Genomic DNA, 13,838 nt, shown 5'->3' with positions numbered 1-13,838 from the left:
TGGAGGGCGCCGGCGCGGCGCGAGCAGACCGAATCAGTGCACGGCGACCGACGCGAACCGGTCGACGGCGAACGGCGCGATCGGCAGCGTACTCCGTCCTTCGAGGACCAGCTCGCTCACGATCTTGCCGCCGATGGGGCCCAGCTCGAAGCCATGGGCCGAGAAGCCGAAGGCATGCACGAGTTGCGGCGCGTGCCGGCTCAGGCCGATCACCGGGATCTCGTCGGGCATGAAGGCCTCGACGCCGGCCCAGGCGCGCACGACGTTGATGCCCGCCAGGTGCGGGAACAGGTCGGTCACGGTCTGCGCGCTCGACGAGAGCTTGAGGAAGTCGACCTCGCCGTGGCGACGCACGATGTCCGCGCCGCAGCGCAGGCCACCGCCGATGAGCACGGTGCCGTTGGCGAATTGCTTGAAGGACAGCGGCCGGCCCGCCGCGCCGAGCACCGGATCGACGAAGTGCGGCACGCGCTGCGTGATCATCAGCATGAGCCCGCCGGGCTTCATCGGCACCGCGTCGCCCGCCTGCGCGGCGAAGTCACCCGACCAGGCACCCGCGGCATTGACGAGCCATGGCGCGCTGAAAACGCCGAGCGGCGTGCTCACGCGCCACTGGTTGCCGACACGCTCGATGGTCCGTGCCGGCGTGGCTTCGTGGAACTGCGCGCCCAGCCGCTGCGCCGCATGGCGAAAGGCCGTGACCGCACGGTAGGGCACGGCGTGGCCGTCGTCATCGACCCAGATGCCGCCGACGACGTGATGCGCCAGGCGCGGCGCGATCTCGCGCACCTGCTGCGCGTCGACGATGACTTCGTGCGTGAAGCCCAGCGCGTTCAGCTCGGCCACGCGGCGCCGCAGCTTGTCGAGTTCCTGCGGCGTTTCGGCGATCTGCAGTTGCCCGCTGCAGACGAAGGAGCCGTCGTCGCCGATCAACTCGGGCAAGCGGTGCCACAGGTCGAGCGAGGCGCGCGCGAGCGGAATCTCCGCATGGTGGCGGCCCAGCGTGCGCACGCCGCCGGCGTTGACGCCCGAGGCATGCCGCGCGCAGTACTCGGCTTCGAGCAGCGTGACCTTCGCGCCGGCGCGCGCCAGGTGGAAGGCGCTCGACGTGCCGTGGAATCCGCCGCCGATGACGATGACGTCGCTGCCGCGCGGCAGCCCGGCCTGCTCAGGCCTCATGCGCCAGCTCTCCGAGCGTGATCGGCTTGATGGGCGGGCGGATGCGGAAGTAGCCGGTTTCTTCGGGCGTCACGCCGCGGGCATCGGCGATGACCTCGGTCACCGTCAAGCCGCACTGCCGGCCCTGGCATGGGCCCATGCCGCAGCGGCCGAAGCTCTTGGCCTGGTTGGGCCCGGTGCAGCCGATGTCGACGTAGCCGCGGATGTCGCCGGCCGTGACCTCTTCGCAGCGGCAGACGATGGTGCCGTCCGACGGAATGCGGTTGGCCTTCTTCGGGCGATACAGCGCATCGAGAAAGGGCCGGATGAAGAGGTGCTGGCGCATCTCGGCGCGCAGCGGCTCGGCCAGCCGATCGCGCATCGGCGCGGGCAGCTTGCCTGTCTGCGACGCTGCCGCCAAGCCTGCGAGCTCGCCTTGCAGGGCCGCGACGCGGGCGCCGCCGATGCCGCTGCTGTCGCCGGCGACGAAGACGCCAGGCACGTCGAGTTCGCCCCAGGTGTCGGTGACGGGCGACCAGCAGAGCTGCGCGTCGTCCCAGATGTGGCGCGCACGCAGCGACCACGAGAACTGCGTGTTGGGCACCACGCCCTGGTGCAACAGCACCAGCGGGCTCTGCACCGTGCGCGCCGTGCCGCCGCTGGTGAAGCCGAGGCCGCTCGCCTTGTCGTCGCCGAGCACGTGCAGCCCGGTGGCGCCCTTGAAGAAGGGCACGCCGGCCTTCTTGAGCGCGCCCATGAGCGCCAGGCCCTTCTGCAGATAGCGCCAGCCGGCCAGTGCGCCGCCCGCGTGGCGAATGGCGCGACGGTAGTCGGCGCCGTCGGTGGTGTCGACGATGGCCGCGATCGGCACGCCGGCGCGCACGTACTGCCAGCCCAGCAGGTAGAGCAAGGGACCGCAGCCGGCCAGCACCACGGGCTGCGACGGCGCCATGCCCGAGCCCTTGAGCAGGATCTGCGCTGCACCGGCCGTCAGCACGCCGGGCAAGGTCCAGCCCGGAATCGGAAAGGGGCGCTCCATCGCGCCGGTGCACAAGAGCACACGTTCGGCCTGAATGGAATGCACGCCGCCGGACTGCAGGTAGTGCACTTGCCGTTCGGCCGTGACCTGCCACACGGCCGCGCCGGTGACGTGGCGCGCGCCGCTGCGGGCGAACTCGCCGGCCAGCGCGGCGCCGGCACCGTAGTCGGGGCCGAGCACGTCCAGGCGCTCGGCCGGGGCGTTCGTGATGCCGCGGTAGATCTGGCCGCCTGCTGCGGGTTGCTCGTCGAGCAGCACGACGCTGGCGCCGTGCTGGCGCATCGCGATGGCGGCTGCCATCCCTGCCGGGCCGGCGCCGACGATGACGGCATCGGCCGTCTGCATCGGACGTTCGGTGGTCGCGTGGGGCGATGTCTCAAAGGCCATGGGGTGCCTCCACCGCCTCGGCGAGCGCCAGCGCCGGATCGTTCGCTTCGGCGAGCAGATCGCGCATGCCGTCTTGCGTGCGGATGTCCATGCCGGCTTCGAGTTGCACCAGGCAACCCTGGCGATTGGGCACACCGTCGATCTCGAGCAGGCACTCGAAGCACACGCCCATCATGCAGTAGGGTGCGCGCGCATCGCCAGACACCGGCGAGTTGCGGAAGCGCCTGACGCCAGCCGCCAACAAGGCGGCTGCGACGTTGGCACCGGCCGGCACCTGAAGCGGCTGGCCGTTGAAGGTGATCGCGACGGTCGCCGTGGCCGACGCGCCGGCGCGCGCCAGTGGCTGGAAGAGTGAATCAGTGGGCATGGCTGGGGCGGTAATCGGGGTTCAGGAAGCGGCTGCCCGAGAAGGCGGCGAGCCCTTGCGGTTCGGATGCCCCGCCGATCCAGGGCGCGACGCGCAAGGCGTGGACGGCGGCGAGCGTGACGCCGCTGTGGCAGGTGGTGACGAAGGCGCCCGGGTGTCGCGCCGATTCGTCGTAGATCGGAAAGCCGTCGGGGCTCATCACACGCAGCGCGCCCCAGGCCCGCACGAGGCGCAGGCCGGCGAGCACGGGGAAGGTGCGCACGCCGCGGCGCGCGATGTTGGCCAGCACGCTGGTGGTCACGTTGTCGTTGAAGCCGACTTCCTCCATCGAATCGCCGAGCTGGATCGTGCCCTCCTCCGTCTGCCGCACGTTGAGCGTCGGGTGATCGAGAAAGCGCGCCGTGCGTTCACCGATGAGCACCTGGCCGCGGTTGGGCACCACCGGCGCATGCAGGCCGAGCTGCTCGGCCAGTGCGCGGTTGCCGAGGCCGGCGGCCAGTACCACACGCGGCGCCTGCCATTGCCCCTCGACGGTGAACAGGCTGCCGTCGGCGTGCGGCTCGGCCGACACGGTCTTGACCGCTTGTCCGCTGACGTAGTGCACGCCGCGCTCGAGGTTGGCCGCATGCAGCGCGCGCAGCAGCTTGAGGGGGTTGGTGTGGCCGTCCATCGGCGTGTAGCTCGCACCCGTGACCTCCGGGCCAAGCGCGGGGACGCGGGCCATGACTTCCTGCCGGTCGAGCATCTCGAACGGGTAGTCGCCGTCGAGCTCGTCCTGGATGGCCTGCATGCGCTGGCGGCGCAAGTCTTGCTCTTCGTCGGAGAAGCTGAAGCAGAAGCCGCCGGGCTGCGACAACCGGACGTCGACGCCGGTCTCGTCCAGCAACTGCCTCGCGAACTGCGGCCAGAGGCCGGCCGACATGCGCGTCCAGCGCGCATAGGGCGTCATGCCGAAGCCCTTGCCCTGCACCCAGACCAGCCCGAAGTTGCCACGCGAAGCGCGGAAGGCCTGGTCGCCTTCGTCGAGCATGGTGACCTTGGCGCCCTGGTGCGCCAGCCCGTAGGCCACGGCACTGCCGACGAGCCCGCCGCCGATGACGATGACGTCGCTGGTGTTCATCGTGCGGGTGTCAGTTCTTGCCGATCAGCACGCGGTCGAGCCCGACCAGCCGGTCCATGACCAGCATGACGACCAGGGTGCCGACGATGAGCACGGTGGCCACGGCGGCGACCAGGGGGTCGATGGTCTGCGCGATCTGGTTGTACATGGCGACGGGCAGCGTGGTCGTGCCCGGTGTCGCGACGAAGACGGTCATGGTCAGCTCGTCGAAGCTCTGGATGAAGGCCAGCATCCAGCCGCCGGCCACGCCGGGCAGGATCAGCGGCAGCACCACGCGGCGAAAGGCGGTGAAGCGCGAGGCGCCCAGCGACAGCGCGGCGCGCTCGGCATCGCGGTCGAGCCCGGTGGCGGACGACAGCACCAGCCGCAGCGCGTAAGGCAGGATCACGATGACGTGGGTGGCCGCCAGCCACGCGAAGGAACCGGTCACGTTGATGGTCGTGAAGAAGCGCAGGAAGGCGACGCCCAGCACCACGTGCGGAATCATCAGCGGCGACAGGAAGAAGCCCATCAGCACGCCGCGGCCCGGAAATTTGTAGCGCGTCAGCGCCAGCGCCCCGGGCACGGCCAGCGCGACGGCGACTGTCGCCGAGGCCAGGCCCAGCCACAGCGAGAACCAGAAGGCACGCACGATCTCGGTCGAGTCGAAGATGGCGCGGAACCACCGCAGCGAGAAGCCGTCGGCGAAGGGCATGGAAATGAAGCCCTTGCTGGTGAAGGACACCAGCATCACCACCACCAGCGGCGCCACGATGAAGCCGATGAACACGGCGTGGTAGAGCAGCGAGAAGAAACCGTTCTTGCGCATGGGATGTCCTTGGCCGCTCAGGCGTCGAAGACCTGGCTGAAGCGGCGCTCGACCCAGCGGTTGGCGCCCAGGATGATGAGCACGTTGGCCAGCAGCAGCAGCATGGCGATGGTCGCGCCCAGCGGCCAGTTCAGCGTGTTGAGGAACTCGTCGTAGGCGGCCGTGGCCACCACCTTGAGCTTGCGGCCGCCCAGCAGCGCCGGCGTGGCGAAAGCCGAGGCCGACAGCGCGAAGACGATGATGCAGCCCGACAGGATGCCCGGCAGCAGCTGCGGCAGCATCACGCGCCAGAACACCTTGGCCGGCGGCGCGCCCAACGACAGGCCGGCGTTCTCGACCTGCGGATCGAGCTTCTGCAGGTTGGCCCAGACCGAGATGACCATGAACGGAATCAGCACATGGGTCAGCGCGATGGCCACGCCCGTCATCGTGAAGATCAGGCGCACCGGCTCGCTGACGATGCCCAGCGCCATCAGGGTGGCGTTGATCAACCCGTCGTTGCCGAAGAGGATGGCCCAGCCCAGCGTGCGCACCACCACCGAGATGAGCAGCGGCCCGAGGATGACGATCAAAAAGAGCGCGCGCCACGGGCTCTTCATGCGCGCCAGGATCAATGTCTCGGGCACACCGAAGAGCACGCACAGCAAGGTCACGCCCAGCGCCAGGCCACCGGTGCGCAAAAAGATCTCGTGGTAGTAGCCGTCGGAGAACACCTCGAGGTAGCTGGCCAGGGAGTACTCGGGCAGCACGCCCCGCGTGCCGTCGAAGGCGTGGAAGGACAGCAGCGCCGTCAGCAGCAGCGGCACCAGCAGCAGGCCGACGAAGAGCAGCAGCGCGGGCGAGGCCAGCAGCCAGGGCGCGGCCCCTGCGGAGTCGGTGCTCTTGCGGCGCGTCAAGGCGGCTCCCGCTGCGGGCAACGCCACGTGGGCTTCAGCCATGCGCCATCTCCTGCTGGGGCAGCACGCGCAGGTCGTCGTCCGACCAGCTGATGCCGACCGGGCTGCCTTCGGCCGGCGGCACCTCGCCCACGTTGGGCAGGCTTACGCTCATCAGGCCCATGGCCGTGTCGACCTGCAGCATCCAGTGGCTGCCGAGGAAGACGCGCGTCTTGACCTGGCCCGGCAGCCCGTCGCCGGCGGCACCGAGGCGCAGCTTCTCGGGGCGCACGAACACGTGCACCTGGCCGTCGAGCTTGCGGCCGCCGTGCGGGATGTGCAGCTGGCGTTCCTTGACGTCGACGATGGCGCAGCGCTGGTTGTTGGTGACGACGCGGCCCTGCAGCGAGTTGGTCTTGCCGAGAAAGGTCGAGGCGAACGGCGAGCCCGGCTGCTCGTAGGCCTCGAAGGGCATCGCGAGCTGCACGATCTTGCCGCCGTGCATGACGGCGATGCGGTCGCTCATCGTCATCGCTTCGACCTGGTCGTGCGTAACCAGCAAGGTCGTGATGCCCAGGTGCCGCTGGATGGCGCGCAGCTCGATGTGCATGTCCTCGCGCAGCTTGGCGTCGAGGTTGGACATGGGCTCGTCGAGCAGCAGAAGCTGAGGCCGGATCGCCAGCGCACGCGCGATGGCCACGCGCTGGCGCTGCCCGCCCGAGAGCTCGCGCGTGTAGCGCTTGCCGAGCCCGCCCAGGCGCACCAGTTCCAGCGTTTCGCCGATGCGCTGGTTGCGCTCGCTGCGGCCCATGCCGCGCATCTCGAGGCCGAAGCCGATGTTGGCCTCGACCGTCATGTGCGGAAAGAGCGCGTAGCTTTGGAACACCACGCCCATGCCGCGCCTTTCAGGGCGCAGCGTGGTGATGTCCTGGCCTTCGAGCACGATGTTGCCGCGCGTCGGCGTGACGAAGCCCGCGATCATCTGCAGCGTGGTGGTCTTGCCGCAGCCGGAGGGGCCGAGCAGCGAGATGAACTCGCCGCGCTCGACGTCGAGGTCCAGCGACTCGACCGCGACGAAATCGTCGAAGTGCCGCGTCAGTTTCTTGAGTGAGAGGAAGGCCATGGCGTTCGCGTTCGGTGGCTTGCGGTCTGCGGCTCAGCGCTCGATCGTGCGGTTCCAGCGGTTGGTCCACTCGCCGCGCTTCTCGTTGACGACGGTCCAGTCGGTCGGCAGCAGCTTGCCGATCTGCTCGGGGCCGTAGGGCACCTTGGCCGCCACGGCGGGTTCGAGCTTGGTCTTGCTGTTGACCGGGCCATAGCCCTGCGTGTCGGCCAACCAGCCCTGCACCTCGGGCGTGACCAGGTACTGCAGTAGCGCCTGCGCCTGCTCGGGCACGTCGCTCTGCACCACGGGGCAGGCCGTGACCAGCAGCGCCATCGCGCCTTCCTTGGGGTACACGAACTCGACCGGGAACCCGGTGGCCTTGAAGGCCTCGACGCGCCCGCTGCCCCACACCGCGAGACTGACGTCGCCGTTCTGGAACAGCTCGGTCATCTTGCCGGGCGAGGGCTCCCACGCCAGCACGTTGGGCACGACCTCCTTGGTCATCGCGGTGAAGCCGGCATCGATCGCCTTCTCGCTGCCGCCGTTCATCTTGGCGTACATGATCAGCGTGTGCAGGCCGTAGGTGTTCGAGATCGGCGGGATCGCGAGCTTCTGCTTGAAGCGCTTGTCGCTCAGGATCTTCCAGGAGTCGGGCTTCGGCAGGCCGGCCTTCTTGAACGCTTCGGTGTTGTAAGCCAGGCCCGTGGCCACGGCGCCAATGGCCATCGAGCGATCGTCGATGCGTGCCAGCGGATACAGGTCTTTGTAGATCGGCGCGTCCTTGATCTTCTCGCAGAAGCCGAACTGCACCGCCTGCTGCATCGGGCCGTCGTCCATGACCACCAGATCGAGCTCCTGCTTGCCCTTCTGCGCCTGCAGCTTGGCGAGCGTGTCGGTGGAGTTGCCGGCCACGTAGACGATCTTGATCTTGTGAGCGGCCTCGAAGGCCGGAATGATCTTGTCCTTGAAGATCTTCTCGTTGGAGCCGCCGTAGCCAGCGACGTACATGGTGGGCGCGGTCTGCGCGTGGAGCAGGCTCGTACACACGAGGGCACAGGCCGCTGCAAGCCGCGGGGCCAGACGTTTTGCTTTCATCACGGGACTCTCCATCACGGTGCATCGGCCCCACTGTGGGGAGCGAAGCGCACCAGTTCAACACATCAGGTTATGAGTCACACAAGCACTCACGACCCGCCACTACACTCACGAAATGAATGCTAGATGGCAGCGCGGCGCCCAACAAATACAATTTGTTGGCCAGCCCATAATGTTGAGTTATGACTTGTTGAAGGTTTTCCCGTGCGCCTGAGACAGCTCGAAGCCTTCCGCGCCGTCATGTTGTGCCAGACCGTCACGCGGGCGGCCGACATGCTGTACATCTCGCAGCCCGCGGTCACCCGGCTGCTCGCCGACCTGGAAGAAAGCGTGGGCTTCCAGCTCTTCGAGCGCGCACGGGGCCGGCTGCATCCGACGGCCGAGGCGCACCTGCTGTACGAGGAAGTCAATCGCTCGCTGATCGGCGTCGAACGCATCGCGCGCGCGGCCCACGAGATCAGGACGCAGCAACGCGGCGCGCTGCACGTGGCCGGCCCGCCCTCGATCGCCTTGTCGTTCATGCCGCGCGCCATCGCGGACTTTTTGAAGAACCACAGCGAGATCAAGATCTCGCTGGGCGTGTACGACTCGCGCACGATCGTCGACATGGTGATCGCGCAGCGCTGCGACGTCGGCATCGTCAACCTGTCGATTCACAACACCGGCACGCACGGAGACAGCCTGCTCACGGTGGCGCACATCTGCGCCGTGCCCGCAAGCCACCGCCTGGCTCGGCAAGAGGTGGTGGTCCCCTCCGATTTCGAGAACGAGCTTTACCTGGCGCACCCGAGCCACCTCAACACGCGGCTGCTGATCGACACCATGTTCGCGGCCCACGGCGTGAAGTACAGGCTGGCGCAGGTGGAGACGCAGGTGTCGGCAGCACTCTGCTCGCTGGTGGCCACGGGCCAGGGCATCTCGTTGATCGATGCCATCACGGCGATGGAATACAAGGGCAACGACGTGCGCTTCATACCGTTCGAGCCCGCGGTGCCGTTGGAGTTTTCGGTGCTGACGCCGCTGCAGCGCGCGCCTTCGAAGCTGGTCGAGCCGCTGATCGCGCACCTGCGCGAGTTCGCGATGGCGGAGCTGGATCCGCGGCTGGTGATGAAGTAGGCCGTGGACGACTAACGCAGCACGCCGCCGATCTCGTCGAGGTACAGCGACCGGACGAAGGCCGGCTTCTCGTACAGCCCGCGCAGCCGCGCCTTGGCGATGGCGACGGCGTCCTCTTCAGGAACGGTCGCCTCGCCGCCGCCGGCGGCCCAGGCACTCTCCCACAAGCTGGCCAGCGCGACGGCACCGTCCACCATGGTCTGTACCGTGCCGTCGCCGAACCGATCCCACAAAATTCCGGTGACGCGCCGCGAGGCGCCGCCGCCGGCGTCGATGTAGGCGTCGACGAGATCGGCGGGTGGCACGTGGCCAGCCGCCCGGTCCATCAACCGCACCATGGCCACGGCGCACGCGTGGCCATCAGCGGCCAGCGGATGCAGCGGCAAGCCGCCTTGCATCGCATTCGAAATCCCGGTGTGCAGCGCAACGTCCCAGTGGTCGAGCATCTTGGTTTCGTAGGCCGAATGCACGCCCTCGCCACGACCGTCCTCGTACCCGTCCGCCAACACCGAGCCGTGCAGCGGCTGGCAGGCATCGCCGACGTAGTGCGACACCAGCCCCGCGGCACAGACGAACGACGCCATGTCGCCCGCCCGCACCGCAGCGACCATGGCGTCGAAGAACTGCCACACCCTGAATGGGAGCAGGCCGCGCTGCCGGGGCTGTGTCATGCCGGTAGCGTCGTAGAAGCGTTGCCAGGCTTCGACGCTCACGTTCGCAGTGTCTTCGAGGCACAGCGCACGCAAGGTCTTTCCGTCGGGCCCCGCGGCATCGATGTCGGCGTAGTGCACGGGGTGCTCCGGGCCCTGGCCGGGCGAGGGATCACGCCCGCCCTTCATCTGCTTCGCGGTTTTCTTCCACACGATGTCGGGCACGTCGGCCAGCGGCACGAAGCGACGGTTCTCCTTGGTGTCCTTCAGCGCCGCGGCCATCTTTTCGGTGCTCAGGCCCAGCAGCTTGAAGCTGATGCGATCGAGATTGGCGCCGATCAGCCGCTTGAGCTTCGGGCTGCCCACCAGCTCGCAGGCATAGGTGGCGATGCTGTAGTGCCCCATCGTTCCCCAATAGGGTTGCCCGCCCGTGTTGTGGGCGCGCACGAGTTCCACGTCGAGCAAGCGGCAGACGTTGCTGAGGCTGGCGGCCAGCGCGAAGTTGTAGCTGCCCCGGTCGCCGTCGACGAAGGTCTGCCCGCCCCATTGCACAGCGAGCGGGCGCAGTTCGGCGGTGGGCGTGGTCTGCTCCAGATGCCACACGGTGCCCGAGTCGCCGGGCCGGGTCTGCGGCGCGGCGTCGGTCGCAGGGGCGATCAGGAAATCGGCGACGTCGTCGTAGCCTCCGACCGAACGATGCCGATAGAACAAGGCCTGGATGCGCCCGCTCAAGGGCCCCGAGGCCGCGCCGTGTCCGACCACCACCGCGCCGATGAGGCGCAGGCTGATGTTGCGCTCGCTCAGGTCGGCCAGCGCGCCTGCATCGCCCAGGCCGTAGACCTGCGAAGTCCAGTCGCCGAGGTCTGCAATCTCGACCAGCCCGACGTCGAGCGTGAGGTAGGTCCGACGCGCGGGAAAGTCGGCATACACCTCGGCGAAGGGCAGCCGCGTCAATTGCTTGGCGCTCGACTTGCCGACCATCACTTCTTCGCCGGCCAGCATCGAATACAGCGGCAGCCCCGCCGGCCCGGTGACGTGGCGGCTGGTCAGCGCGTACACGGTGTGGCCGTCGGTGACCAGGCAGCCGACGCTGGCCACCCGCCGTTCGCCCTGGGTCTGCGTCACGATCGGAAACCCGCCGCCGATGCGCGAGCGCGGCCATTGCCAATCGGGCACCGCCTCGTCGGAAGGCGCGGCCGCCGACACTTTGATGACGCACACCGGCACCATGCGCCCGTCCGGCATGTACAAGGTCCTGGGGATCATCGACTCGGGATGCAGCTCGCCGGCGGAGGTGCCGAAGCGATGCGCCTCGACCCAATCCTTGACGAACACCTGCACACAGGGCCAGGAATAGTCGCGCACCTCCGAGTTGTAGAGGGTGCGCTCGCCCCTTGGCGCCTTGGCGTCCTTCTGCTGCGCCGTCCGGTCCTGGTCGGGCCAGGGGTCGGTCTTGCGGATCAGGTAGAGCCCGATCGCGGTGCCGACGACATTGGCCTTGTGGATCAGGTGGTAGTGATAGAGATCGCGTGCCTCGAGCAGGTCGCGCAGCGACAGGCTCGCATAGTTGCGTTCGACTCCCAACAGCTCCATGTCGATCCTCCGGCAGAAACGTTCTTGGACGCCGATGCGGCGATGTGCATCGCCGGCCGAGTCTACGGCGGCGGCGTGGCCGCTTCATCATCGGTCTGGAGGATGCGCACCGGCGTCGCGCACTCGAATCAGCAGGCGATCGCGGGTTGTCGCGCGCCCTGAACCTGCGCCGTGAACAATGTCGTCAGCACCGCGGTGACGCTTCGTGCGCGACCGGCACCGCTGCCTGCGCCCCCGCCTACCCACGGACTTCGGCTGCGCTGACAAGCGGCGCGGCGCTCTGGGTCGACGATCACACGCACACCCACTCACCCCCGACCGAGCCCCCTTCATGACCACCCTGCCGCCGCCCACCGCCCAATTCGTCATCACCGAAGGCGTGGCGCATCCTCTTGGCGCAACCTTTACCGGAGACGGCGTCAACTTCGCCGTCTTCTCCGCCCACGCCACCCGCATCGATCTCTGCCTGTTCGACGAGTCGGGCGAGCACGAGATCGCGCGCCTGACGCTTCCGGAATACACCGACGAGATCTGGCACGGCCACGTGGCCGGCCTGAAGCCCGGCGCACGCTACGGCCTGCGCGCGCACGGCCCTTACCAACCTGAACAAGGCCATCGCTTCAACGCGAACAAGCTGCTGCTCGACCCCTATGCCAAGGCCTACATGGGCACCCTCACCTGGGGCCCGGAGCTGTTCGGCTACACCATCGGGCACGACGACGGCGACCTGAGCTTCGACGAGCGCGACAGCGCCCACTTGGTGCCGAAATGCGTGGTGGTCGATTCGCGCTTCGAATGGTCGCAGCCCATCGGCGCGCGGGTGCCCTGGGACCGCACCGTGCTCTACGAAACCCACGTGCGCGGCTACACGAAGCAGCACCCCGCCGTGCCGCCGCACGAGCAAGGCACCTTCGCGGGCATGGGCCACGACGCGGTGCTCGACAGCATCGCCAAGCTCGGTGTGACCAGCGTCGAGCTGCTGCCGGTGCAGATGTTCCTCGACCAGTCGTACCTGGCCGACAAGGGGCTGGTCAACTACTGGGGCTACGACACGATCGGCTTCTTCGCGCTCGACCCGCGCTACCTGGCGCAGCCGACCATCGACGAGTTCAAGGCCATGGTCGACCGCATGCACGCGCATGGGCTCGAAGTGATCATGGACGTGGTCTACAACCACACGCCCGAGGGCAACGAGCTCGGGCCGACGGTGTGCTTCAAGGGCCTGGACAACGCCAGCTACTACCGCCTGATGCCGGCGGGCGAAGGCACGGGGCCGCGCTACTACATCAACGACACGGGCACCGGCAACACGCTGAACCTGAGCCACCCGCGCGTGCTGCAGATGGTGACGGACAGCCTGCGTTACTGGGTCACCGAGATGCGCGTGGACGGCTTCCGCTTCGACCTGGCGACCATCCTGGGGCGGGAGTCGCATGGCTTCGACGAAGGCGGCGGCTTTCTCGACAGCTGCAGGCAGGACCCCGTGCTGTCCAGCGTCAAGCTGATCGCCGAACCCTGGGACTGCGGGCCCGGCGGCTACCAGGTCGGCCAATTCCCCCCGGGCTGGGCCGAATGGAACGACCGCTTCCGCGACTCGGTGCGCGCCTTCTGGAAAGGCGACGAGGGCATGGCCTCCGCGCTGGCGCAATGCCTGACCGCGAGCGGCGATCTCTTCAACAAGCGCGGCCGCAGGCCGTGGGCCAGCGTCAACTTCATCACCGCGCACGACGGCTTCACGCTGGCCGACATGGTCAGCTACAACGACAAGCACAACGACGCGAACGGCGAGGACAACCGCGACGGCCACAGCGACAACCGCTCATGGAACTTCGGCGTCGAAGGGCCGACGGACGACGCCGAGGTGCTGGCTTCGCGTTCGCGCCAACAGCGCAACCTGCTCGCCACGCTGCTGCTGTCGCAAGGCACGCCGATGCTGCTGGCCGGCGACGAATTCGGCCGCACGCAGCAAGGCAACAACAACGCCTACTGCCAGGACAACGAGATCTCGTGGGTCGACTGGGCCGGCATCGGCGAACCTGGACAGAGCCTGCGCGATTTCACCCGACATGTGCTCGAGCTTCGGCGCGACCTGCAGGTGCTGCGCCGTCCGCGCTTCCTGACCGGCGCCGCAAGCGAGGACGGCGGCACGCCTGCGGATGTCACTTGGCTGGCCCCCGATGGTCAACCGATGACGGCCGAGCAGTGGGACGATGCGCACACGCGATCGTTCGCCGTGCTGCTCGACGGGCGCTCGCCCAGTTCGACGGTGAGCGGCGCCGGGCGCGATGCGAGCGTGCTGCTGGCCTTCAACGCGTGGGAGGAAGGCGTGAGCTTCACGCTGCCCGAAGCGCCGGGCCAGCCCTGGCAGCTCGCGCTGGACACCACCGACCCCGCGCTTCGGGGCGACGGCGAGGTGTCGGAGTACACGGCGACGGCACGGTCGATGCTGGTGTTCGTGTCGATGCCGGCATAACCCTCAAACTGGCGCGCTGCGGTTGGGGCGCGCCGCAGTGCGCAGCACTAGG

General features: G+C 68.3%; 11 protein-coding genes. 2 read left to right on the top strand and 9 right to left on the bottom strand.

Annotated features, from left to right (window positions below):
- Window positions 1–33: 33 nt before the first annotated feature.
- The 8 genes from B0W80_RS20080 to B0W80_RS20045 are packed head-to-tail and all read right to left on the bottom strand — an operon-like array spanning window position 34 to window position 7,954.
- Complete coding sequence (locus tag B0W80_RS20080) at window positions 34–1,179, bottom strand: FAD-binding oxidoreductase (RefSeq protein WP_077000928.1); 1,146 nt, start codon at window positions 1,177–1,179, stop codon at window positions 34–36.
- A complete protein-coding gene (locus B0W80_RS20075; RefSeq protein ID WP_077000927.1) occupies window positions 1,169–2,584 on the bottom strand; it encodes an NAD(P)/FAD-dependent oxidoreductase in 1,416 nt (471 codons plus the stop codon). Before B0W80_RS20075 ends, B0W80_RS20080 begins: the two co-directional genes overlap by 11 nt.
- Entirely contained in the window at window positions 2,574–2,951 is a 378-nt protein-coding gene (locus B0W80_RS20070) for a (2Fe-2S)-binding protein (RefSeq protein ID WP_077000926.1), read from the bottom strand. The genes B0W80_RS20075 and B0W80_RS20070 overlap by 11 nt, the downstream gene beginning before the upstream one ends.
- Window positions 2,941–4,071 (bottom strand): FAD-binding oxidoreductase, encoded by a 1,131-nt coding sequence (locus B0W80_RS20065; protein WP_077000925.1) that lies wholly within the window; start codon window positions 4,069–4,071, stop codon window positions 2,941–2,943. The genes B0W80_RS20070 and B0W80_RS20065 overlap by 11 nt, the downstream gene beginning before the upstream one ends.
- Before the next feature lie 10 nt (window positions 4,072–4,081).
- Entirely contained in the window at window positions 4,082–4,879 is a 798-nt protein-coding gene (locus B0W80_RS20060; protein WP_077000924.1) for an ABC transporter permease, read from the bottom strand.
- 17 nt (window positions 4,880–4,896) lie between these two features.
- Entirely contained in the window at window positions 4,897–5,817 is a 921-nt protein-coding gene (locus B0W80_RS20055) for an ABC transporter permease (protein WP_143684700.1), read from the bottom strand.
- Window positions 5,810–6,877, bottom strand: a complete 1,068-nt coding sequence (locus tag B0W80_RS20050) for an ABC transporter ATP-binding protein (RefSeq protein WP_077000923.1) — start codon at window positions 6,875–6,877, stop codon at window positions 5,810–5,812. The genes B0W80_RS20055 and B0W80_RS20050 overlap by 8 nt, the downstream gene beginning before the upstream one ends.
- Before the next feature lie 33 nt (window positions 6,878–6,910).
- Window positions 6,911–7,954, bottom strand: a complete 1,044-nt coding sequence (locus tag B0W80_RS20045; protein ID WP_077000922.1) for an ABC transporter substrate-binding protein — start codon at window positions 7,952–7,954, stop codon at window positions 6,911–6,913.
- A 204-nt stretch (window positions 7,955–8,158) separates the two neighbouring features.
- Between B0W80_RS20045 and B0W80_RS20040 the strand changes: the two genes are divergently transcribed.
- A complete protein-coding gene (locus tag B0W80_RS20040; RefSeq protein WP_077000921.1) occupies window positions 8,159–9,070 on the top strand; it encodes a LysR substrate-binding domain-containing protein in 912 nt (303 codons plus the stop codon).
- 11 nt (window positions 9,071–9,081) lie between these two features.
- Here the strand turns inward: B0W80_RS20040 and B0W80_RS20035 are convergent, their stop codons facing one another.
- Window positions 9,082–11,313: a S1/P1 Nuclease gene (locus B0W80_RS20035; RefSeq protein WP_077000920.1), complete on the bottom strand. Its 2,232-nt coding sequence runs from the start codon at window positions 11,311–11,313 to the stop codon at window positions 9,082–9,084.
- A gap of 331 nt (window positions 11,314–11,644) precedes the next feature.
- On the opposite strand from B0W80_RS20035, the gene glgX reads away from it, so the two are divergent.
- On the top strand, window positions 11,645–13,786 hold the full coding sequence (gene glgX, locus B0W80_RS20030) for a glycogen debranching protein GlgX (RefSeq protein ID WP_077000919.1): 2,142 nt from the start codon (window positions 11,645–11,647) through the stop codon (window positions 13,784–13,786).
- Window positions 13,787–13,838 lie beyond the last annotated feature (52 nt).

This window comes from Variovorax sp. KK3 (assembly GCF_001984055.1).
Taxonomy (GTDB): Bacteria; Pseudomonadota; Gammaproteobacteria; order Burkholderiales; family Burkholderiaceae_C; genus Variovorax.
This window is presented reverse-complemented; position numbering and strand designations above follow the sequence as displayed.